Annotated in this window: 16 protein-coding genes and 1 tRNA gene; 7 read left to right on the top strand and 10 right to left on the bottom strand. The window is 71.0% G+C overall.

All coding sequences use genetic code 11. The features are described 5' to 3' along the window. The first annotated feature begins 71 nt into the window (after positions 1-71). Both serS and AB0C59_RS29560 read left to right on the top strand, forming a co-directional pair. Positions 72-1,349 carry a serine--tRNA ligase gene (gene serS, locus AB0C59_RS29565; RefSeq protein WP_363009962.1) on the top strand — a complete coding sequence of 426 codons (1,278 nt, stop codon included), beginning with the start codon at positions 72-74 and terminating at the stop codon, positions 1,347-1,349. Then, entirely contained in the window at positions 1,346-2,176 is an 831-nt protein-coding gene (locus tag AB0C59_RS29560) for an HAD family hydrolase (protein WP_363009960.1), read from the top strand. The genes serS and AB0C59_RS29560 overlap by 4 nt, the downstream gene beginning before the upstream one ends. 18 nt (positions 2,177-2,194) lie before the next feature. On the opposite strand, the gene AB0C59_RS29555 is transcribed toward AB0C59_RS29560, so the two are convergent. From AB0C59_RS29555 to AB0C59_RS29535, 5 genes are all read right to left on the bottom strand, one after another. Beyond that, positions 2,195-2,280: transfer RNA gene (locus AB0C59_RS29555), tRNA-Ser, on the bottom strand. A gap of 405 nt (positions 2,281-2,685) precedes the next feature. After that, a complete protein-coding gene (locus tag AB0C59_RS29550; RefSeq protein WP_363009958.1) occupies positions 2,686-3,405 on the bottom strand; it encodes an ABC transporter permease in 720 nt (239 codons plus the stop codon). Positions 3,406-3,415: 10 nt separating this feature from the next. Further along, a complete protein-coding gene (locus AB0C59_RS29545) occupies positions 3,416-4,327 on the bottom strand; it encodes an ABC transporter ATP-binding protein (RefSeq protein ID WP_363009956.1) in 912 nt (303 codons plus the stop codon). Continuing rightward, positions 4,324-5,232 carry an ABC transporter permease gene (locus AB0C59_RS29540; protein WP_363009954.1) on the bottom strand — a complete coding sequence of 303 codons (909 nt, stop codon included), beginning with the start codon at positions 5,230-5,232 and terminating at the stop codon, positions 4,324-4,326. Before AB0C59_RS29540 ends, AB0C59_RS29545 begins: the two co-directional genes overlap by 4 nt. Continuing rightward, positions 5,222-6,187 (bottom strand): ABC transporter ATP-binding protein, encoded by a 966-nt coding sequence (locus AB0C59_RS29535; protein ID WP_363010026.1) that lies wholly within the window; start codon positions 6,185-6,187, stop codon positions 5,222-5,224. The genes AB0C59_RS29540 and AB0C59_RS29535 overlap by 11 nt, the downstream gene beginning before the upstream one ends. Before the next feature lie 246 nt (positions 6,188-6,433). Between AB0C59_RS29535 and AB0C59_RS29530 the strand changes: the two genes are divergently transcribed. The 4 genes from AB0C59_RS29530 (at position 6,434) to AB0C59_RS29515 (ending at position 10,915) form a co-directional block, all read left to right on the top strand. Further along, the gene (locus AB0C59_RS29530; protein WP_363009952.1) at positions 6,434-8,191 is read left to right on the top strand and encodes an SDR family oxidoreductase; all 1,758 of its coding nucleotides are present in this window, start codon (positions 6,434-6,436) and stop codon (positions 8,189-8,191) included. Positions 8,192-8,436: 245 nt separating this feature from the next. Continuing rightward, positions 8,437-8,997, top strand: coding sequence for an RNA 2'-phosphotransferase (locus AB0C59_RS29525; RefSeq protein ID WP_363009950.1), 561 nt, complete (start codon positions 8,437-8,439; stop codon positions 8,995-8,997). A 40-nt stretch (positions 8,998-9,037) separates the two neighbouring features. Continuing rightward, entirely contained in the window at positions 9,038-9,940 is a 903-nt protein-coding gene (locus tag AB0C59_RS29520) for an LLM class flavin-dependent oxidoreductase (RefSeq protein WP_363009948.1), read from the top strand. Positions 9,941-10,036: 96 nt separating this feature from the next. After that, on the top strand, positions 10,037-10,915 hold the full coding sequence (locus AB0C59_RS29515) for an HAD hydrolase family protein (RefSeq protein WP_363009946.1): 879 nt from the start codon (positions 10,037-10,039) through the stop codon (positions 10,913-10,915). 27 nt (positions 10,916-10,942) lie between these two features. On the opposite strand, the gene AB0C59_RS29510 is transcribed toward AB0C59_RS29515, so the two are convergent. The 5 genes from AB0C59_RS29510 to hisC form a co-directional block, all read right to left on the bottom strand. Continuing rightward, a complete protein-coding gene (locus AB0C59_RS29510) occupies positions 10,943-12,001 on the bottom strand; it encodes a M23 family metallopeptidase (RefSeq protein WP_363009944.1) in 1,059 nt (352 codons plus the stop codon). Positions 12,002-12,157: 156 nt separating this feature from the next. Continuing rightward, positions 12,158-15,652: a thiol reductant ABC exporter subunit CydD gene (gene cydD / locus AB0C59_RS29505; protein WP_363009942.1), complete on the bottom strand. Its 3,495-nt coding sequence runs from the start codon at positions 15,650-15,652 to the stop codon at positions 12,158-12,160. Positions 15,653-15,716: 64 nt separating this feature from the next. Then, positions 15,717-16,733: a cytochrome d ubiquinol oxidase subunit II gene (cydB, locus tag AB0C59_RS29500; protein WP_363009940.1), complete on the bottom strand. Its 1,017-nt coding sequence runs from the start codon at positions 16,731-16,733 to the stop codon at positions 15,717-15,719. Positions 16,734-16,753: 20 nt separating this feature from the next. Continuing rightward, entirely contained in the window at positions 16,754-18,262 is a 1,509-nt protein-coding gene (locus AB0C59_RS29495; RefSeq protein WP_363009938.1) for a cytochrome ubiquinol oxidase subunit I, read from the bottom strand. 231 nt (positions 18,263-18,493) lie between these two features. After that, a complete protein-coding gene (gene hisC / locus AB0C59_RS29490; RefSeq protein WP_363009936.1) occupies positions 18,494-19,567 on the bottom strand; it encodes a histidinol-phosphate transaminase in 1,074 nt (357 codons plus the stop codon). 458 nt (positions 19,568-20,025) lie between these two features. Here hisC and AB0C59_RS29485 point away from each other — a divergent pair, with 458 nt between their 5' ends. Continuing rightward, positions 20,026-21,138: a LacI family DNA-binding transcriptional regulator gene (locus AB0C59_RS29485; protein WP_363009934.1), complete on the top strand. Its 1,113-nt coding sequence runs from the start codon at positions 20,026-20,028 to the stop codon at positions 21,136-21,138. Positions 21,139-21,293 lie beyond the last annotated feature (155 nt).

Genomic DNA, 21,293 nt, shown 5'->3' with positions numbered 1-21,293 from the left:
ATAACGGAACTCGGGTCACGGATCCGAATACGGAGTCGTGAGCGGGAACTTCACACCGGTAGCCTTGAGGGGTGATCGACCTTCGCCTGCTCCGTGAGGACCCTGACCGTGTCCGCGCCTCCCAGCGCGCCCGTGGAGAGGACGTCGCCCTCGTCGACGCCCTTCTCTCCGCCGACGAACGGCGCAGGTCGTCCGGCGTCCGCTTCGACGAGCTGCGCTCGGAGCAGAAGACACTCGGCAAGCAGATCCCCAAGGCCTCCGGCGACGAGAAGGCCGCCCTCCTGGAGAGGGCGGGCCGGCTCGCCGCCGACGTGAAGGCCGCCGACGCCGAACAGCACGAGGCCGACGAGGAGACCAAGCGCCTGCTGCTCCAGCTGGGCAACCTGGTGCACCCGGAGGTACCGGTCGGCGGCGAGGAGGACTTCGTCGTCCTGGAGACGCACGGAACCGTCCGCGACTTCGGCGCCGAGGGCTTCGAGCCCAAGGACCACCTCGAACTCGGCGAGGCGCTCGGCGCGATCGACGTCGAACGCGGCGCCAAGGTCTCGGGCTCGCGCTTCTACTACCTGACGGGCGTCGGCGCGCTGCTGGAGCTGGCGCTCGTCAACGCCGCGATCGCCCAGGCCGTCGAGGCCGGGTTCACCCCGATGCTGACGCCCGCCCTGGTCCGCCCGCGCGCCATGGAGGGCACCGGGTTCCTCGGCCAGGCCGCCGAGAACGTCTACCACCTGGAGAAGGACGACTACTACCTGGTGGGCACGTCCGAGGTGCCGCTCGCCGCGTACCACATGGACGAGATCCTGGAGGCGGACAGCCTGCCGCTGCGCTACGCCGGCTTCTCGCCGTGCTTCCGCCGCGAGGCCGGCACCTACGGCAAGGACACCCGGGGCATCTTCCGCGTGCACCAGTTCGACAAGGTCGAGATGTTCTCGTACGTCGCCCCCGAGGACGCCGAGAACGAGCACAAGCGGCTCCTGGAGTGGGAGAAGCAGTGGCTGACCTCGCTCGAACTGCCCTTCCAGGTCATCGACGTGGCCTCGGGCGACCTGGGCTCGTCCGCGTCGCGGAAGTACGACTGCGAGGCCTGGATCCCGACCCAGGGCAAGTACCGTGAGCTGACGTCCGCCTCCAACTGCGACGGCTTCCAGGCGCGCCGGCTGTCGGTGCGCATGCGGGACGGCAAGAAGGTGCAGCCGCTGGCGACGCTGAACGGCACGCTGTGCGCCGTGCCGCGCACGATCGTGGCCATCCTGGAGAACCACCAGCTGCCCGACGGATCCGTGCGGGTGCCCGAGGTGCTGCGCCCCTACCTGGGTGGACGGGAGCTGCTGGAGCCCACCGCCAAGTGAGCGCGTCCGACACCACCGGTTCCTCGTCCATATTCCCGTACCAGCTGGTCGCGACCGATCTCGACGGGACGCTTCTGGGCGCCGGGGAGACCGTCTCCCCGCGCACCCGGGAGGCGCTCGCCGCCGCCACCGCGGCGGGTGCCGCGCACCTCGTCGTCACCGGCCGCCCCGTTTCCCTGACCCGTCCCGTCCTCCACGACCTCGGCTACCGGGGCCTCGCGGTGTGCGGCCAGGGAGCACAGGTGTACGACGCGGCCGAGCACCGGCTGCTGACGTCGGTGACGCTGGACCGGCAGCTCGCGGGGATCGCGCTGGCGAAGATCGAAGCCGAGGTGGGCCCGCTGCTGCTGGCCGCGAGCCGGGACGGGCTGGACGGCGAGGTCCTGGTGGGTCCGGGCTACCGGTTCCACGAGGGCCCGGTGGCCCACCAGCCGATCAGGGACGCGGCGGACCTGTGGTCGGCGCCGCTGAACAAGGTGTACCTCCAGCATCCGACGCTGGGCGACGAGGAACTGGCCGAGGCCGCGCGGCAGGCCGCCGGTGGCCTGGTCGGGGTGACGATGGCGGGCCAGGGGATCGTGGAGCTCCTCCCGCTGGGCCTGTCCAAGGCGACGGGCCTGTCGCTCGCGGCGCGTCGGCTCGGGGTGAAGGCGAAGGACACCATCGCGTTCGGCGACATGCCGAACGATCTCCCGATGTTCGCCTGGGCCGCGCACGGCGTGGCCATGGCCAACGCCCATGACGAACTCAAGGCGGTCGCGGACGAGGTGACGCTGTCCAACGAGGAGGACGGCATCGCGGTCGTGCTGGAACGCCTGCTGCGGTGAGTGGTGCCTGAGGTGTCGCGGAGGATGCGCGGATCGAACGCGCGCGGGGGATGACCCCGACCACGGCTTAGCAAGCCGGTGCCTTACCACTCGGCCAATCCTCCGGGTGGGCGGCCCGCGCGACACTGTCGCGCGCTCGAAGCGGCCGCCCCGGGCGGTGCCCTGTGCGACGGGGCTCGACGGAGGGGTGGTTACTCCGGAGCCCGCCGCGGGCCGCCCTGCCGGGAGCTCGGCGTACTGCCGTGCATGGACATCGCCGACCTCCTCTCCCAGCGTGCGGTGCCGGACGGATCCGGCGCGGTGCAACGACTCCACTGTGCCGTGGGAGCCCCGAGAAGACCACCGGTTTTCCGCGCGGCCCGACCGGACCTGTGCGCGGTTCCCCGCGCCCCTACCCCTCGCGGCCACGACGTACCCGCACCCGGCAACGTGCCCGGCCGGGCACGCGCGAGGGGGGTACGGCCACCCACGGCCGCACCCCCCGGAACCGCACCGCGCCGTGGCGCGGCCTACTCCTCGCCCGCCAGCGTCAGCGCCCGCAGCCTCCGCCCCGCGTACCAGGTGGCGGCCACGGTCACCAGGACCAGCAGCACCGTCGCCGTGGGCAGCTTCACGTCCGAGGTGACCAGCGCGCTGTGGGACACCTTCTGGGCCACCGCGAGAGCCCACTGCTGGACACTGAGCGTGCGCGCCCCGGAGACCAGCGACCCGAAGAGCGCCTCCCAGACCAGCGCGTAGACGAGGCCGAAGACCACGGCGTGCCGGCTCACCGTGCCGAGCAGCAGGAACAGCGCGGCGTACGCGATGGAGGCGACCAGCGCGGCGACGGTGTAGGCGACCGCGATCTGCTGCCCGTTGCCGTTGAGGATCATGCCCGCGACGAACGTGGGCAGGGCCGAGAACGCCATCGTGACCGCGATCGCGACGATCAGCTTGGTGAAGATGATCGTGGACCGCTTCACCGGCTTGGCCAGCAGGTACACCACCGAGCCGTCGTCGATCTCGGGCCCGATCGCACCGGTGCCGGCGATGACGCCGATGAGCGGCACCATCGTCGCGAGGGCGAATCCGCCGAGGACGTCGTGGGCGACCTGGTCGTCGGCGCCGGTCAGCGCCCGGACGACCGAGGAGATCACGAGCAGCAGCACGGGCAGCGCGCCGAGGATGAAGGCCCGGCGGCGGCCGAGCAGGCCACGATAGGTGAGCCGGGCGACTGTGGGGTCGTACATCTTCGGCCTCCTACGCCGCGACGAGATACGAGAAGACGGACTCAAGGGACTCGTCGGACGGTGACACCGTCAGCAGGCGGATCCCCTGGTCGCGCGCGACCTTGGGCAGCAGCGCCGTGAACCTGCCGAAGTCGACCGCCTGGACGCGCAGCGCGCCCTCACCGAGGTCGACCTCGATCCCGGAGGTCGACGGGTCGGCGATCAGCGCGGCGGCGAGCGCCCGGTCGTCGCTGGAGCGCACGAGATAGCGGTGGGGGCGGTCGGTCATCAGCCGGCGGATCTTGCGGAAGTCACCGCTCGCCGCGTGCCGTCCGGCGACGATCACCTCGATGTGCGAGGCGAGTTGCTCGACCTCCTCGAGGATGTGGGACGAGAAGAGCACCGTGCGCCCCTCGGCACCCATCCGCCTCAGCAGGTCCATGAGCTGCATGCGCTGGCGGGGGTCCATGCCGTTGAACGGCTCGTCGAGCAGCAGCAGGGACGGGTCGTGCACCAGGGCGGACGCCATCTTCACGCGCTGGCGCATGCCCTTGGAGTACGTGGAGATCTTCCGGTCCTGCGCGTACTCCATCTCGACCGTGGCGAGGGCGCGCGCGGCCTCCTTCGCGGTGAGCCCGTGCAGCTCGGCGTTGGCGACGACGAACTCGCGGCCGGTGAGGAAGTCGTACATCGCCTCCCGCTCGGGGACGATGCCGATCCGCCGGTAGATCTCCTCGTTGCGCCACACGGCCTCCCCGTCGAGGGTGACGGTGCCGGTGGAGGGGGCGAGGAAGCCGCCCATCATGTTGATGAGGGTGGACTTCCCGGCTCCGTTCGGGCCGAGCAGGCCGGTGACGCCGGGGCCGATGGTCATCGTGACGTCGTTGACGGCGACCACGTTGCCGAACCAGCGGGAGACGTGGTCGATGGAGAGCGTGGTCACAGTCCGGCCTTTCGGTAGCGGCGCACCAGCAGACCGTAGCTGCCCGCGATGAGCCCCAGGAGGACGAGGAGGAAGACGACTCCCTGAGCGGCCGAGGGGCCGTGGCCTCCGGGGTAGGACGAGACCGCGCCGAGGAAGGCCGTCTGGACGCCGTCGATCAGCGTGATGGGCGAGAACAGGCCCATCCACAACGCGGTGTTCGAGTTGCCCGAGTGCACGACGGCGATGGCCTGGATCGTGGAGACGGCACCGTAGGAGATGACCAGGACGGCGATCACGGCGGCGATGCCGAAGCCCCGCCGGGGTGTGGTGGCGGCGATGACCAGGCCGATGCCCGAGAACAGCAGGGACAGCAGGGCCACGGAGACCAGTCCCTCGGCGAACCCCTTGGTCTGGTGCGCGAAGTCGAGCTTGGCCAGGAGCGCGCCCACGTAGAGCACGAGCAGCGGCGTGGACGTCAGCAGGAACATGGCCGAGGCGAGCGCGGCGAACTTGGCCCGGACGTAGTCGGCGGTCTCGATCGGCCGCGAGAAGTACAGCGGAACGGTCTTGAAGCGCAGGTCGCGGGAGACGGACTGGGGTGCCTGCGAGGCGACGTACAGGCCGATGAGGGCCTGCATGATGATCGCGTACCGCGTGTAGGGGACAGGCAGGTCCTTCGCCTTGGTCGCGACGGCGACCGCCACCATGATCAGTGCGGGCGCGCACATGACCACGAACAGCAGCATCGGCAGCACCTTGGACTTCACCGACCGGCCGAGGCCGTAGGCGCCGCGCAGGGACTGGGAGTAGAGGGAGCGCCGGGCGTAGGCGCGGCCGAGGCGCGGGCCGTCGTACGCGCGGTAGCCGATGTTGTGGATCCGGGTCTGCTCGGCCTCACGGGCCGCGGGCTGCTCAACCGCCATGGCCGATCGCCTCCTTCCGCTGCTCGTCCTCGTTCGTGAAGACCTCCGCGATCTGGTGCCTGCGCTGCTCCATGCGGACCAGGCCCAGGCCCAGGTCGGCGACGACGTCCCTGATGAGGTCGTACGTCTGGTCGCCCTGGCCGGTCAGCAGCAGGACGCGCCCGGCGCCCGGCAGGCCGCCGCCGTCGTCCTGGGTGCTCACCCCGCGCGCCTGGAGCGCGTCGCGCACCGCCTGGGTGCCGTCGGGGTGTGCGTCGGAGTCGGTGACCTCGATCGCGAGGGTCGTGGTGGTCTGGGTGAAGTCGCGGGTGGAGCTGGAGCGCAGCAGCTTGCCGCCGTCGACCACGACGACGTGGTCGCAGGTGCGCTCCAGCTCGCCCAGCAGATGCGAGGTGACCAGGACCGAGATGCCGAAGTCGGTGTGGACGCGGCGGATGAGGCCGAGCATCTCGTCACGGCCGACCGGGTCGAGACCGTTGGTCGGCTCGTCCAGGAAGACCAGCTGCGGGTCGTGCACCAGGGCCTGGGCGAGCTTGACGCGCTGCTTCATGCCGGTGGAGTAGCCGCCGATGGGCCGGTAGCGCTCCTCGTACAGGCCGACGTGGCGCAGGGTGTCCGCGGTGCGCTCACGGGCGGCGGCCGGGGGCAGGCCGGACATGCGCGCCATGTGGACCACGAACTCCGTGGCCGACACGTCCGGCGGCAGGCAGTCGTGCTCCGGCATGTACCCGACGCGCTCGCGGATGGCGCCGCCCTTGGTGGCGACGTCCAGCCCGAGCACCTCGGCGCGGCCCTCGGTGGCGGGGGACAGACCCAGCAGGATCTTGATCAGTGTGGATTTGCCGGCCCCGTTGGCACCGACGAGCCCCGTCACTCCGGGTCCGATGTCCAGGGAGAGCCGGTCAAGGGCGGTCACCCTGGGGAACCGCTTGCTCAGGCTTTCGGTCGCGATCACAGTCACGTCCTCGACGGTAGTGACCCGGACCACGCCGGTCGTCAGACCCCAGAGCCGTCTTGGCATCAGACTCCAGTAGTACGGCCCCGGAGGGATCCCCCTGAGGTCGAACCGCGCCCGGGGCCTGTGCCCCGGGTTGTCCACGCGCAGAGTGATGCTGTTGACGGGATCTCTAACAACTGCGAGATTCTCCGATGTCACGTTACGGGTGCGTAGCGCGAGGGGCGCGGACGGGTGGGCGGTGGCATGACGACTCTCCAGGGGGCGCGCGAGCGCCGGATACGGACCGGCGAAATCGAGCTGTGCGTCGCCGAGCTGGGCGACCCGGAAGCGCCCACGGTGGTCCTCGTGCACGGCTATCCGGACAGCAAGGAGGTCTGGTCCGAGGTCGCCGCGCGCCTGGCGGACCGCTTCCATGTCGTGCTGTACGACGTCCGCGGCCACGGCCGGTCCACGGCGCCGAAGCCGCTGCGCGGCGGGTTCACCCTGGAGAAGCTGACGGACGACTTCCTCGCGGTCGTCGACGCCGTCAGCCCGGACCGGCCGGTGCATCTGGTCGGGCACGACTGGGGTTCGGTGCAGTCCTGGGAGTTCGCCACCGTCGCGCGCACCAAGGGCCGCATCGCGTCCTTCACGTCGATGTCCGGGCCCTCGCTCGACCATTTCGGGCACTGGATCAAGCAGCGGACGACCCGCCCCACTCCGCGCCGGGTGGGCCAACTGCTGGGCCAGGGAGCGAAGTCCTGGTACGTGTACCTGCTGCACACGCCGGCGCTGCCGGAGCTCGCCTGGCGCGGCCCCCTCGGCACGCGCTGGCCGAAGATCCTCCAGCGCCTCGAGAAGGTGCCCGCAGGCGACTACCCCACCTCCTCGCTGCCCAGGGACGCGGCGAACGGGGCCTGGCTGTACCGCGACAACGTACGGGCCAGGCTCGGCCGCCCGCGCACCGACGCGTACGCACACGTGCCCGTGCAGCTGATCACCCCGCTCGGCGACGCCTTCCTGTCCCAGCGGCTCTACGACGGCCTGGAGGCCTGGGCGCCGCGGCTGACCCGGCGCACCCTGCCCGCCAAGCACTGGGTCCCGCGCACCAGGCCCGACCAACTGGCCTCCTGGATATCCGAGTTCGCGACCTCAGTGGACAGCGGGACCAGTGCACTCAGGGCGACGGGACCGCACGCGGACCGGTTCGGCGGGCAGTTGGTTCTCGTCACCGGCGCGGGCAGCGGCATCGGGCGGGCCACCGCGTTGGCCTTCGCCGAGGCCGGAGCGCGGGTGGTGGTCGTCGACCGGGACGCGCAAGCGGCAGCCCAGGTAGCCGATTTGGCCCGGCGCAGCGGCGCCGCCCGGGCGTGGGCGGAGACGGTCGACGTCGGCGACGAACAGGCCATGGAGAAGCTCGCCGAGAGGGTCGCGGCCGAGTACGGGGTGGTCGACGTTCTGGTGAACAACGCCGGTATCGGGCTTGCCGGTTCGTTCCTCGACACCTCCACCGAGGACTGGCGCGAGGTCCTCGGCGTCAACCTGTGGGGCGTCGTCCACGGCTGCCGGCTCTTCGGGAGGCAGATGGCCGTACGCGGGCAGGGCGGCCACATCGTCAACATCGCTTCCGCCGCGGCGTTCCAGCCGTCGAGGACGCTTCCCGCCTACAGCACGTCCAAGGCGGCGGTGCTGATGCTCAGCGAGTGCCTGCGCGCGGAGCTGGCCGGCAAGGAGATCGGGGTCTCCGCGATCTGCCCCGGCATCGTCGACACCGGCATCACATCCACCGCGCGCTTCACCGGCGTTGACGCCGCCGAGGAGAAGCGGCGCCGCAGGAGGGCGGCGCGGCTGTACGGGATGCGCGGCTATCCCCCGCGGAAGGTGGCGGACGCGGTGCTGCGAGCCGTCGTACGGAACCAGGCAGTTGTGCCGGTCACACCGGAGGCGCGGGGCGCGCGGCTCATCTCCCGTGTCTCTCCCGGTCTGTTGCGAGGTCTCGCCCGTCTGGATCCACCGTGGTGAATCGATATGACGATGCGTCAGTTCTGATCGGTTGAACGCATCCAACAGACCTGTGGCGTAGCGGGATTGCCCGGACAGGCACCACTCACGCCCAAAGCACGCACAGTTGACGAACTGGGTCATCACGCAACGGAGTTGTCCACAGAAGCGTCAAGTGAGCTGTGGATAACCGTACTTGGCTGTGGATCAAACCTCCGAGCGAAAATCCATGTGCGTGATCCGCGTCGCTCCCGCACTCTGGAGGCATGACGGAAGGGAAGGACGAGAGACGCACCGTGAAGGTGTCGAAGTACCTCTCGAAGCACCTGCGGCATCAGCCGGAACGGATCGGGCTCACGCTCGAGGAGGGCGGCTGGGTGGGGATCGACGCGCTGCTCGCCGCGATGGACGCGCACGGCTTCCCCGTCACGCGCGCGGAGCTGGACCATGTGGTCGCCACCAACGACAAGCAGCGCTTCGCGGTCGAGGGCGGCCGTATCCGCGCCAGCCAGGGCCACAGCATCGACGTCGAGCTGGGACTGCCCGAGGCGACCCCGCCCGCGCACCTCCACCACGGGACCGTGGCGGGCGCCCTGGACGCGATCCGCGCTCAGGGACTGCGGCCGATGAACCGGCACGACGTACACCTGTCGGCGGACCGTGAGACCGCCACGCGCGTCGGGGCCCGCCGAGGCCGTCCGGTCGTCCTCACCGTGGACACGGGCGCCATGCACCGCGACGGACACGTCTTCCACTTCAGCGCCAACGGCGTATGGCTCACCAGAACGGTGCCCCCGGGCTACCTGCGCTTTCCAGGCCCCCACTGACACAGACCTGTGATCGTGCGGCTTCGCTTACGCTCGAACCATGAGTCTGCGTCTGAGCACCGTGATCCTGCCGTACGTCCGCTGGCACCAGGGCGGGCGTTCCGCTTGGCAGCGCGCGGAACAGCTCGGCTTTCACACCGCGTACACCTACGACCACCTCTCGTGGCGTTCCTTCCGCGACGGGCCCTGGTTCGGCGCTATCCCGACGCTCACCGCCGCCGCGGCAGCCACCGACTGGCTGCGCCTGGGCACCCTGGTGACCTCGCCGAACTTCCGGCACCCGGTCACCCTGGCCAAGGAGCTGATCTCCCTGGACGACATCTCCGGCGGCCGGATCACCCTGGGCGTCGGCGCGGGCGGCACCGGCTTCGACGCCACCGCGCTCGGCCAGGAGCCCTGGAGCCCGCGTGAGCGCGCCGACCGGCTCGCCGAGTTCGTCCCCCTGCTCGACCGGCTGCTCAGCGAGGACTCCGTCACCCACGAGGGCACCCACTACTCCGCGCACGAGGCGCGGAACATACCCGGCTGCGTCCAGCGGCCCCGGCTGCCGTTCGCGGTCGCCGCGACCGGGCCGCGCGGCCTGAGGCTCGCCGCGCGCCACGGCCAGGCGTGGGTGACGACCGGGGACCCGAAGCTGTACGAGGACGGCACCCCGGAGCAGTCCGTGGCGGCCCTGCGCGCCCAGACCGAGAAGCTGGCCGGCGCGTGCGCCGCGATCGGCCGCGACGTGACGGAGCTGGACAAGGTCCTGCTCACCGGCTTCACCCCGGACCGCGGCCGGCCCCTGGAGTCCCTGGACGCCTTCGTCGACTTCGCCGGCCGGCACCAGGAACTGGGCTTCACGGACATCGTCCTGCACTGGCCGATCCCCGACTCCGACTTCGCCGCGGATGTGAAGGTCTTCGAGCGGATCGCCCTGGAAGCGCCCGCACAGCTGGCCTGATCGTGACGGTGGGTGCGCTCACGGGTGAGGAGTGTCACCATCCGGTCGCCCGCACCCTCGTACGCCCGTACGGGCATATGCGCGAGAATGAGGCCCGTGACCTCAGCGACCCGACAGCCCGAGAAGCCCGCCACCCCGGCCCCCGCAGTGCCGCCCCGGTTGATCGCGACAGATCTCGACGGCACCCTCCTGCGCGACGACAAGTCGGTCTCCGAGCGCACGGTCGCCGCGCTGGCCGCGGCCGAGGCGGCCGGCGTGGAGGTGTTCTTCGTCACGGGCCGCCCGGCTCGCTGGATGGATGTCGTCAGCGACCACGTCCACGGCCACGGCCTGGCGATCTGCGGCAACGGCGCCGCGGTGGTCGACCTGCACGGCGGGCCCGGCGCCCACCGCTTCGTCAAGGTGCGGGAACTGCCCCGCGCGAACGCGCTCGAAGCCGTACGCCTGCTGCGGGACGCCGCACCGGGCACCGTCTACGCCATCGAGCAGACCTACGGCTTCTACCAGGAACCGTCCTACCCCAAGCTCCACATGGAGATCCCGGACCACCTCGCACCCGCCGAGCAGCTGCTCGCCCCGGACGCGCCCGGCGCGGGGGAGCCGATCCTGAAGATCCTCGCCTTCCACCCCGAACTGGACCCGGACGTCTTCCTCGCCCGGGCCCGCCTCGCCGTCGGCGACCACGCGACCATCACCCGTTCCAGCCCCAGCGCCCTGCTGGAGATCAGCGGGCCCGGCGTCTCCAAGGCCAGCACGCTCGCGCTGTGCTGCGCCGAGCGCGGGATCTCCCCCGAGGAGGTCGTCGCCTTCGGCGACATGCCGAACGACGTGGAGATGCTCACCTGGGCGGGCCGGTCCTACGCCATGGGCAACGCGCACCCGGACGCCGTGGCCGCCGCCTCGGGGCGGACGGTCGCCAACAACGAGGACGGGGTCGCCGTGGTCGTCGAGGAGTTCCTCGCGGCACGGCCGTAGGTCGGTCCGGGGCGCCCGCGCCCCGGTTCACACCTTCACTCCGTGGGCCTTCAGCCAGGGGAGGGGATCCACGCCCGAGCCGAACTGCGGGGTGATGCGCACCTCGAAGTGCACATGCGGCCCGGTCGAGTTGCCCGTCGTCCCCGACTGCCCGATCCACTGGCCGGTCCTCACCCGGTCACCCGGGTCGATGGTGACGGCGGCGAGGTGGGCGTACTGGGTGTAGCAGCCGGCCGCGTGCTTGATCACGATCTCGATGCCGAACGCGCCCCCGCAGGTCACCCGCACCACCGAGCCGGCCCCCGCCGCCCGCACGGGCGTCCCGATGGGCACCGCGAAGTCCTGGCCGGTGTGCCGGTGCGCCCAGTGCTCACCGCCGTTGCCGAAGCCCGCGGTGAGCCGGTAGTCGTCCACCGGTGTCACCCACGGGCGGGCGGCCCTGCGCCCCGGGAGCCCCAAGCGGACGGCTCCCCGGCACTTTCCCGCCGCCGCGGACGCGTCGGCCTGCCTCTGCAGGGTCCACCGCGCCGCCTCCAGTCGCGCCAGAAGCGTCCGCCGCGTCGTGGCCAACCGCGTGGTCCTCTTCCGCAGCTCCCGCCACCGCGCCGAGGCCCGCGCTCCCTCCTCGGCGATGCCCGCCTCCACCAGGCGGCTCCTCATCGTCGCGTCCCCGAGGGCGAGGTCCCCCTGTGCGAGGGGGGCGTGATCCCGGGTCAGTTCCTGCTTGTCGTCCGGGTGCAGGGCACGCAGGACATCGGGAGCCGCCCCGCCCCGCTGGTCCTCGGCGCGCAGGATGGTGCCGAGGTCCATGTGCAGAACGGCTGTCAGTCGGTGCTCCCCGGCGAGAAGCCGCTGGTCGCGCCACGCTATCGCCTCCTGGCGCGCGGCGTCGCGGCGTCCCGTCTCGTACTGCCGGGTCAGGGTGACCGTGTCCGCGGACAGGCGCGCCACCCGGGCGCTGATCCCGCTGTCCGCGCCCACGCCCGACGTCCCGCCTCCGGCCGCCGCGGCGGACCACTCGGGCAGCGCCGCGGCCGTGCACAGGGAGAGGGAGAGAACCAGGAGAAAACGGTGAAATGATCGCATGTCAACGATCGTGACCCGTGTCGCCTCCACCGTCCTGCCGACGTCCCACGGCCGGCCCAAGAAAGCACCACGATCGGCCGATCGCCATCCCCCACCGGAGTGCCTTGGCCACCACGGCCGCGGGCGCCCGTGCGAGGCCCGTCGAACCGCAGCGGTTCACACCGCGTCGCAGGACATCTCTCGCTCCACCATCCCGCGCAACGGCCCCTCCGTCGCGCTGAGCTCCTCGAACGTGCCCCGCTGCACCACGCGCCCCTCCGCCAGCACCACCACCTCGTCGACCGCCTCAAGTCCCGCCATCCGATGGGTGATCAGCACCGTCGTACGCCCCTCGGTCGCGGCCAGCAGATCGGCCGTGAGCGCGTCGGCCGTCGGCAGGTCGAGATGCTCCGCGGGCTCGTCGAGGACCAGCACGGGAAAGTCGGCGAGCAGCGCACGCGCCAGGGCGAGCCGCTGCCGCTGCCCGCCGGACAGCCTCGCGCCGTGTTCCCCGATCAGCGTGTCGAGGCCGTCCGGCAGCCCCTCGACCCACTCCAGGAGCCGCGCCCGTCCGAGCGCGTCGCGCAACTGCCGCTCACTCGCGTCCTTCCGTGCGAGCAGCAGGTTCTCCCGTACCGAGCTGTCGAAGAGGTGTGCGTCCTGGGCGCACAGCCCCACCAGCCGCCGGACGTCGTCGCCGTCGAGCGTGTGCGCGTCCGTGCCCCCCACCGTGTAGCTGCCGCTCTCAGCGTCCAGGAACCGCAGCAGGACCTGGGCGAGCGTCGTCTTGCCCGCACCCGAGGCACCGACGACGGCGACCCTGCGCCCCTGCTCGAGTGTCAGCCCGAAGCCGCGGAGCGCCTGGTCCCGCTGCCCGTCATGACGCGCGGTCAGTCCGTCCAGCACCAGCGGGAAGGGCGAGGCGGGCGCCTGCCGCGGACGCTCGGGCTCACGCACGGGCTCGGGACTGTCCAGCACCTCGTGGATCCGCTCGGCACTCCTGCGCACCCGCTGGCGGTGCTGGACGGCCGTCGGCAGCCCCGCGACCGCCTCGAACGCGGCCAGTGGTGTCAGGACCACGACGGCCGTGACGACACCCCCGAGCCTGCCGTCGGCAACGGCTTGAGCCCCCACGAGAGCGGCCGCGGCGACGGTCAGTCCGGTCACCAGCGCGGTGAGTCCGTCGCCGAGGGCGGTGGCCGCCGCCGCGCGGGAGGCGATCCGGGTGAGCACCCCGTCGGCACGGCGCGCCCTGGCCCGCCGTTCGGTCAGTGCCCCCGCGACCGTCAGTTCGGCCGTGCCCGTGAGCAGATCGGTCACCCGGGTCGCCAGTTCTCCCCGAGCGGGAGCCAGCCTGCGCTCCGCACGGCGAGCCACGGCGGCGGTCACCAGCGGCACGCCGACACCCGCCGCCAGCAGCCCGGCGGCCAGGACACCGCCGGCCTCCGGCAGCAGCCACGCGGTGAACCCGATGGAGCCGGCCGACACGGCCAGCGCCGTTCCCACGGGCAGCAGCCAGCGCAGCCAGTAGTCCTGCAACGTGTCCACATCGTTGACCAGCCGCGACAGCAGATCACCACGCCGCGTGGCCCTCAGCCCGGCCGGGGCCAGCCGTTCCAGACGCCGGTACACGGCGACCCGGGTGTCCGCCAGCATCCGCAGCACCGCGTCGTGCGACACGAGCCGCTCCGCGTACCGGAACACGGCCCGGCCGATACCGAACGTGCGCGTGGCCGTCACGGCGACCATCAGATAGAGCACGGGCGGCTGCTGCGAGGCTCGTGAGATCAGCCAGCCGGACGTGGCCATCAGGCCGACGGCGCTGCCGAGCGCGAGAGTGCCGAGCAGCAGGGCGAGCGCGAACCGGCCGCGACGGGGGCCCGCCATGGCGCGGACCCGGGCGAGGGCACCGCCCCGCCCCGCCGTCGAGGAGCCGGTGGACATCTCGCCGTCGCCGCCGTCCGGCACCACGACGGCTGCCTCGCTGCGGGGTGACGGCACACCCCCGGCCCGGGCCCCGGTGCGCGGTGCCGGGTCGTGCTCCTCCAGGTCGAGCCGCACGACCCGGTCGGCCACCCCGAGCAGCGCCGGCCGGTGCACCACCAGCAGCACCGTCCGGCCGGCGGCCAGTCGGCGCACGGCCTCGACGACCTCCGCCTCCGTCGCCCCGTCCAGGGACGCCGTCGGCTCGTCCAGCAGCAGGACCGGCCGGTCGGCGAGGAACGCGCGGGCGAGAGCGAGGCGTTGGCGCTGCCCGGCGGACAGTCCCGCCCCGTCCTCACCGAGCACCGTGGCCGTGCCGGCCGGCAGCGCTCCGACGAACTCCAGCGCTCCGGCATCCGCCAGCGCACGGTCGACCGCCGCGTCGTCCGCGTCCGGCCGGGCCAGCCGGACGTTCTCCGCGACGGTGCCCGCGAACAGATGCGGGCGCTGCGGCACCCACGCGATCCGTGAACGCCATTCCTCCAGGTCGGCCGAGGCGAGATCGACGCCCCCGACCCGTACCCGCCCCTCAGTGACCGGCACGAACCCGAGCAGCACGTTCAGCAGGGTCGACTTGCCGGACCCGCTGGGGCCGACGAGAGCGACCGTCTCACCGGGGCCGACCGTCAGCGACAGCTCCGACAACGCGTCGGACGTGCGCTCCGGATACCGCACGGTCACGTCCTCGAAGGCGATCCCACCGGCGGGCAGAAGCTGCGTGCCGGGCACCGGCACGGGCGTCTCCAGCACGGCGAACAGTTCCTCGGCCGCGGAGAGCCCCTCGGCGGCCGCGTGGTACTGCGCGCCCACCTGCCTCAGCGGCAGATAGGCCTCCGGCGCCAGCACCAGGATGACCAGCCCGGTGTACAGGTCCATCTCCCCGTGGACGAGCCGCATGCCGATCGTCACCGCGACGAGCGCCACCGAGATGGTGGCGAGCAGCTCCAGCGCGAAGGAGGACAGGAAGGCGATGCGCAGGGTCCGTACGGTCGCACGCCGGTAGTCCCCCGTGATCCGCTTGATGGATTCGGCCTGCGCCTTGGCCCGGCCGAACACCTTGAGGGTGGGCAGTCCGGCGACCACATCGAGGAAGTGGCCGGACAGCCGGGACAGCGACTGCCACTGGCGGTCCATCTGGGACTGGGTGGCCCAGCCGATCAGAACCATGAAGAGAGGGATCAGGGGGAGGGTGGCGACGATGATCGCTGCCGAGACCCAGTCCTCCGTGACGATACGGGCGAGCACCGCCACCGGTACGACCACCGCGAGCCCCAACTGGGGCAGATAGCGTGAGAAGTAGTCGTCCAGGGCGTCGATCCCCCGGGTGGCCAGGGTGACCAGCGCGCCGGTGCGCTGCTGCCCCAGCCGGCTCGGGCCAAGGGCCGAGGCCCGCTCCAGGAGCCGTCCCCGCAGCTCGGACTTCACGGCTGCGCTCGACCGATGGGCCGCGAGCTCGGTGAGCCACGCGACCAGTCCCCGGCCGGCCGCGACGGCCGTCAGGAGGAGGAGAGAGGTGCGCAGGTCCGGGGCCGACTGGTGGCGTTGGAAGGCCCCGATCACCACATCGGCGATCAGCATCGCCTGGGCGATGACCAGGGCCGCCGCGACGGCGCCCAGCCCGATGACCGCCATCAGGAAGAAGCGGGTGCCACGGGCGTAGCGGAGCAGACGGGAATCGATCGGTTTCACGTGAAACAGGCCCTTCCGGTCGAGGGTGGGGTGTTTCACGTGAAACACCCCACCCCACCAGAACTCAGTGCACGGCTCCGGCGGCGGAATCGGCGATGTGTTGCGTGCCGATGCGCCGACGGAACACCCAGTAGGTCCACCCCTGATAGAGCAGGACGATCGGAGTGGCGATCCCCGCACACCACGTCATGATCTTCAGGGTGTAGGGGCTGGACGAGGCGTTGCTCACTGTCAGACTCCAGTCCGCGTTGAGCGTGGAGGGCATGACGTTCGGGAACAGCGTCAGGAAGAGCATCGCGACCGTCGCCACGATGGTGACGCCGGAGAGGGCGAACGACCACCCCTCGCGTCCTGCCTGGTTCGCCACGAGTGCCGCCGCGAGCGCGACCACGGCCACGATCATGGCGACCAGGCTCCCGGAGTCCCCGCGGTCGACCTGTGCCCAGCCGAGGAAGACCAACGCCAGGACGGCCGTGGCCGCACCCACCCGCAGGGCCAGCTTCCGCGCCCGCTCCCGGATGTCACCGACGGTCTTCAGTGCCGTGAACACCGCGCCGTGGAAGGTGAACAGGGTCAGCGTCACCAGTCCGCCGAGCAGCGCGAACGGGTTGAGCAGATCCCAGACGGTACCCGCGTAGTCGAAGTGCTGGTCGATCTTCACCCCCCGCACGATGTTGCCGAAGGCCACACCCCACAGGAAGGCCGGGAGCAGCGAGGACCAGAAGATCGCGATCTCCCAGTTGCGCTGCCAGCTCTCCTCGGGCCGCTTCGCCCTGTACTCGAAGGCGACACCGCGCACGATCAGGCTGACCAGAATGACCAGGAGCGGCAGATAGAACCCGGAGAAGAGGGTGGCGTACCAGTCGGGGAACGCGGCGAAGGTCGCGCCGCCGGCGCTCAGCAGCCATACCTCGTTGCCGTCCCAGACCGGGCCGATCGTGTTGATCAGCACACGCCGCTCGGGCCGGTCGCGGGCAAGCAGCCGGGTGAGGATCCCGACTCCGAAGTCGAAGCCCTCCAGGAAGAAGTAGCCGGTCCACAGAACCGCGATGAGGACGAACCAGACGTCATGAAGTTGCATGAGATGAGCGCTCCCTCGGCCTAGTACGAGAAGGCCATCGGCTTGTCGGCGTCCCGGGGGTCGCCGCCGATCCTTGTGGGCGGGTTGAGGTCGGCCTCCGTCAGCTCCGGCGGTCCGGCCTTGACGTACTTGACGAGCAGCCTGACCTCGATGACCGCGAGGATCGCGTAGAGCAGGGTGAACACGGTCATGGACGTGATGACCTCGCCCTGGGAGACACCGGGGGAGACGGCGTCACGGGTGCGCAGGACGCCGTAGACGACCCATGGCTGGCGGCCCATCTCCGTGAATATCCAGCCCCAGGAGTTCGCGATCAGCGGGAAGCCCAGGGTCCAGACCGCGACACGCCAGCACCAGGTGGTCAGTGTCGGTCCGAGCGGCTTGCCCGTGAACAGGACCAGGTGGGGCACCTCGTCCTCGCCCACCCGTAGATGGCTCGGCAGCATGAACTTCTTGCGGGTCAGCCACAGACCGGCCGTCCCGATGGCGAAGGACGCCATGCCGAAGCCGATCATCCAGCGGAAGCCCCAGAAGGTGACGGGGATGATGGGTCGGTAGTCGCCCGGGCCGAAGCGCTGCTGCTCGGCCTTGTTGGTGTCGTTGATGCCGGGCACGTAGGAGCTGAAGTCGTCGTCGGCGAGGAACGACAGCACGCCGGGGACGGACAGCTCCACACTGTTGTGCCCCTGGCTCACGTCTCCGTAGGCGAAGATCGAGAACGGGGCGGTTTTCTGGCCGTCCCACAGGGCCTCGGCCGCCGCCATCTTCATCGGCTGCTGTTTGAACATGACCTTGCCGAGCAGATCGCCGCTGACCGCCGTGAGCAGCCCGGCGATGACCACGGTGATCAGCCCGAGCCGCAGCGAGGTCCTCATCACCGCGATGTGCTTCTTGCGCAGCAGATGGAAGGCTGCGATGCCGACCATGAACGCGCCCCCCGTGAGGAAGGAGGCCGTCAGGGTGTGGAAGGCCTGGGCGAGCGCGGTGTTCTGGGTCAGGACGTGCCAGAAGTCGGTGAGCTCGGCGCGCCCCTTGGCCTTGTTGATCCGGTAGCCGACGGGGTGCTGCATCCAGGAGTTGGCCGCGAGGATGAAGTACGCCGACAGGACGGTGCCGAGGGAGACCATCCAGATGCAGGCCAGATGGAGCCTCTTCGGGAGCTTGTCCCAACCGAAGATCCACAGCCCGATGAAGGTGGACTCGAAGAAGAAGGCGATGAGGGCCTCGAACGCGAGTGGGGCACCGAAGACGTCACCGACGAACCGCGAGTAGTCGGACCAGTTCATGCCGAACTGGAACTCCTGGACGATGCCGGTGACGACACCCATCGCGATGTTGATCAGGAACAGCTTGCCCCAGAACTTGGTCGCTCTGAGGTACTTCTCCTTCTCCGTGCGCACCCAGGCGGTCTGCAGACCGGCGGTCAGCGCGGCCAGCGAGATGGTCAGCGGGACGAACAGGAAGTGGTAGACGGTGGTGATACCGAACTGCCATCGCGCCAGAGTCTCCGGTGCCAGAGCTATGTCCACGTCGTCTTCTCCTTACATCGCCGTGGGGTCAAGCGGCAGCTTGACCTGTTTCGCCCCGTATCACGGGGACAATCCAGGCAACTTTGTGAACGCGTTCACATTCACAAGCAATTATGGCGCATAGGAGTTCGACCCTGAACAGAGGGGGGTCCCTCACCCCCCGTCCCTCCCTGGGCCCTGCCGGGAAACGGCTCCGCGTGGCGGCAGCAGGTCGGCAGGGCCCCGGAGGTACTACCCGCGGTGCCCCTCGGCCACCTTCAGGAAGATGTCGTTCGCCCCGACCTCACCGATGGTCACCCGCACCCCTTCGCCCGCGAAGGGCCGGACGACCACACCCGCCTGTTCGCAGGCGGCCGCGAAGTCCACCGTGCGCTCCCCCAGCCGCAGCCACACGAAGTTCGCCTGGGTCTCGGGCACCGTCCAGCCCTGGGAGCGCAGCGTGTCGACCACCCGGGTCCGCTCGCCCACCAGCGCACCGACCCGCCCGAGCAGTTCGTCCTCCGCACGCAGCGAGGCGACCGCGGCGTCCTGCGCCAGCTGGCTCACGCCGAACGGGACCGCGGTCTTGCGCAGTGCCGCGGCCACCGGCTCATGGGCGATCGCGAACCCCACCCGCAGCCCGGCCAGGCCGTACGCCTTGGAGAAGGTGCGCAGCACGCAGACGTTCGGCCGGTCACGGTAGAGCTCCACGCCGTCCGGGACGTCGGCGTCGCGGATGAACTCCCGGTACGCCTCGTCCAGCACCACCAGGACATCGCCGGGCACCCGGTCGAGGAAGCGCTCCAGCTCGGCCCGGCGCACCACCGTCCCGGTCGGGTTGTTGGGGTTGCAGACGAAGACCAGCCGGGTCCGGTCGGTGATGGCGGCGGCCATCGCGTCCAGGTCGTGCACGTCGCCCGCGGTCAGCGGCACCTGCACCGGGGTCGCCCCGCTGATCCGGGTGATGATCGGGTAGGCCTCGAAGGACCGCCAGGCGTAGATCACCTCGTCGCCCGGGCCGCTCGTGGCCTGGAGCAGCTGCTGTGCGACGCCGACCGACCCCGTGCCGGTGGCGACGTGGGCCTGCGGCACCCCGAAACGTTCCGCCAGCTCGGCGGTCAGCTCCGTGCACGCCATGTCCGGGTAGCGGTTGAAGGACGCGGCCGCCGAGGTCACGCTCTGCATCACGCCCGGAAGCGGCGGATAGGGGTTCTCGTTCGAGGACAGTTTGTAGGCGACCGGGCCGCCGGCCGCGGCGGGCTTGCCCGGCTTGTAGGTGGGAATACCCTCCAGCTCGGCACGCAGCCTCGGGCTCGTCTCGCTCACCGCAGTCCTCCTCGCGCACACCACCGGCTCACGACCGGCACCGGCTTCCAATGCTCCTCACCTTATGAGGATTCGAGGCCGCTGCGAATGGCCTGTGGACAACCGCTTGTGCCGCGCACCCCCGTCCGCCGGGCCGACCGGGACGTGTCGGGCGCGGCACACCCGGGCATATCGCCGCACCGCGGCGCCTTCGACGGGGGGCGCATCGCCCTTCCTCGCGCGCGCCCATGGCTCGCGCCGTGGCGCGCATCCCCCGTGAAGGTGAGTTGAGACCGCTCCGCGATATGGCTCTCTCGGCAGGCGCACGCGTGCCATGGGGCCACGTACTGAACCGTTCTCGCCCAACTCTTGCCACTTCCCAGGCATTTGGGTGATGTTGACCATGCAGAATCGTGCCTGTCAACGCGCGCATATGCGTCCGCACTACCCCACCGCATGAGCCCTACTATCGGCTCGCCATGACAGCAGCAGGGAAGCACCAGGTGAGCCGAGCGGAGACCTCCCGCCGAGGAAGCCGGCCGGGGCGGGCGGGCATCAGAGACGTGGCCGCCGCCGCCGGAGTCTCCATCACGACCGTCTCCGACGCCCTCAACGGCAAGGGCAGGCTGCCGGACGCCACCCGACGCCATGTCCGCGAGGTCGCCGACCGACTCGGGTACCGCCCGTCGGCCGCGGCCCGCACGCTCCGTACCGGCAAGTCGGGACTCATCGGCCTGACCGTGACGACGTACGGGGATGAACCTTTCACCTTCACCGAGTTCGCGTACTTCGCGGAGATGGCGAGGGCCGCCACGTCGGCCGCCCTCGCCCGGGGCTACGCCCTGGTCATCCTGCCCGCGACCTCCCGCCATGACGTGTGGTCGAACGTGGCCCTGGACGGCACCGTCGTCATCGACCCGTCCGACCAGGACCCGGTGGTCAGTGAGCTGGTCCGACAGGGCTTACCCGTCGTCTCCGACGGCCGCCCGGCGGGCGCGCTCCCGGTCACCGCCTGGGTCGACAACGACCACGAGGCAGCGGTCCTGGGCATCCTCGACCATCTGGCCGAAGCCGGCGCCCGCCGGATCGGCCTCCTGACCGGCACCACCACGGACACCTACACCCATCTGTCCACGACCGCGTATCTGAACTGGTGCGAGCGCGTCGGGCAGGACCCGGTCTACGAGGCCTACCCGGCCCATGACCCGTGTGCGGGCGCCGTGGCCGCCGACCGGTTGCTGGCCCGCCCCGACCGCCCCGACGCGGTCTACGGGCTCTTCGACCCGAACGGCACCGACCTGCTGGCCGCCGCCCGCCGCTACGGGCTGCGGGTGCCCGACGACCTGCTGCTCGTGTGCTGCAGCGAGTCCACCGTGTACGCCAACACCGAGCCGCCCGTCACCACGCTCTCGCTGAAGCCGCGCCGGATCGGCACGGCGGTGGTCCAGCTCCTCATCGACGCCATCGAGGGGGTCGAGTCGGACCAGCCCGTGGAGCAGGTGATGCCGACGGAGCTGATCGTCCGCACCTCGTCCGAGCGACGAGCGCCCCGTACGACCGTCAGTCCGCCGCGTTCTCCCGAACAGCGGTGAGCCCGTCAGCGGCCCGCGGGTGGCGCAGGCGCCGCCCGCGGACGTCCGGCATTCCGGGCCGCGGCAGGGAACGCACCGCCCATTTGGGGCGAATGCCGCGGTGAAGTGGGGTCCTGCCCCGATTCACCACCCCTGGGTCATCACATGGTGCGAGC

The organism is Streptomyces sp. NPDC048664 (assembly GCF_040650555.1).
In the GTDB taxonomy this organism is placed as follows: Bacteria; Actinomycetota; Actinomycetes; order Streptomycetales; family Streptomycetaceae; genus Streptomyces.
Note: the sequence above shows the minus strand (reverse complement) of the source record. Positions and strands in the feature narration are given on the sequence as shown.

Coding starts and splice junctions, on each gene's coding strand:
- cydB (WP_363009940.1), bottom strand. CDS start 16,733: ATGCAACTTCATGACGTCTGGTTCGTCCTCATCGCGGTTCTGTGGACC.
- AB0C59_RS29520 (WP_363009948.1), top strand. CDS start 9,038: ATGAGTCTGCGTCTGAGCACCGTGATCCTGCCGTACGTCCGCTGGCAC.
- AB0C59_RS29530 (WP_363009952.1), top strand. CDS start 6,434: ATGACGACTCTCCAGGGGGCGCGCGAGCGCCGGATACGGACCGGCGAA.
- AB0C59_RS29485 (WP_363009934.1), top strand. CDS start 20,026: ATGACAGCAGCAGGGAAGCACCAGGTGAGCCGAGCGGAGACCTCCCGC.
- AB0C59_RS29550 (WP_363009958.1), bottom strand. CDS start 3,405: ATGTACGACCCCACAGTCGCCCGGCTCACCTATCGTGGCCTGCTCGGC.
- AB0C59_RS29525 (WP_363009950.1), top strand. CDS start 8,437: ATGACGGAAGGGAAGGACGAGAGACGCACCGTGAAGGTGTCGAAGTAC.
- AB0C59_RS29510 (WP_363009944.1), bottom strand. CDS start 12,001: ATGCGATCATTTCACCGTTTTCTCCTGGTTCTCTCCCTCTCCCTGTGC.
- AB0C59_RS29540 (WP_363009954.1), bottom strand. CDS start 5,232: ATGGCGGTTGAGCAGCCCGCGGCCCGTGAGGCCGAGCAGACCCGGATC.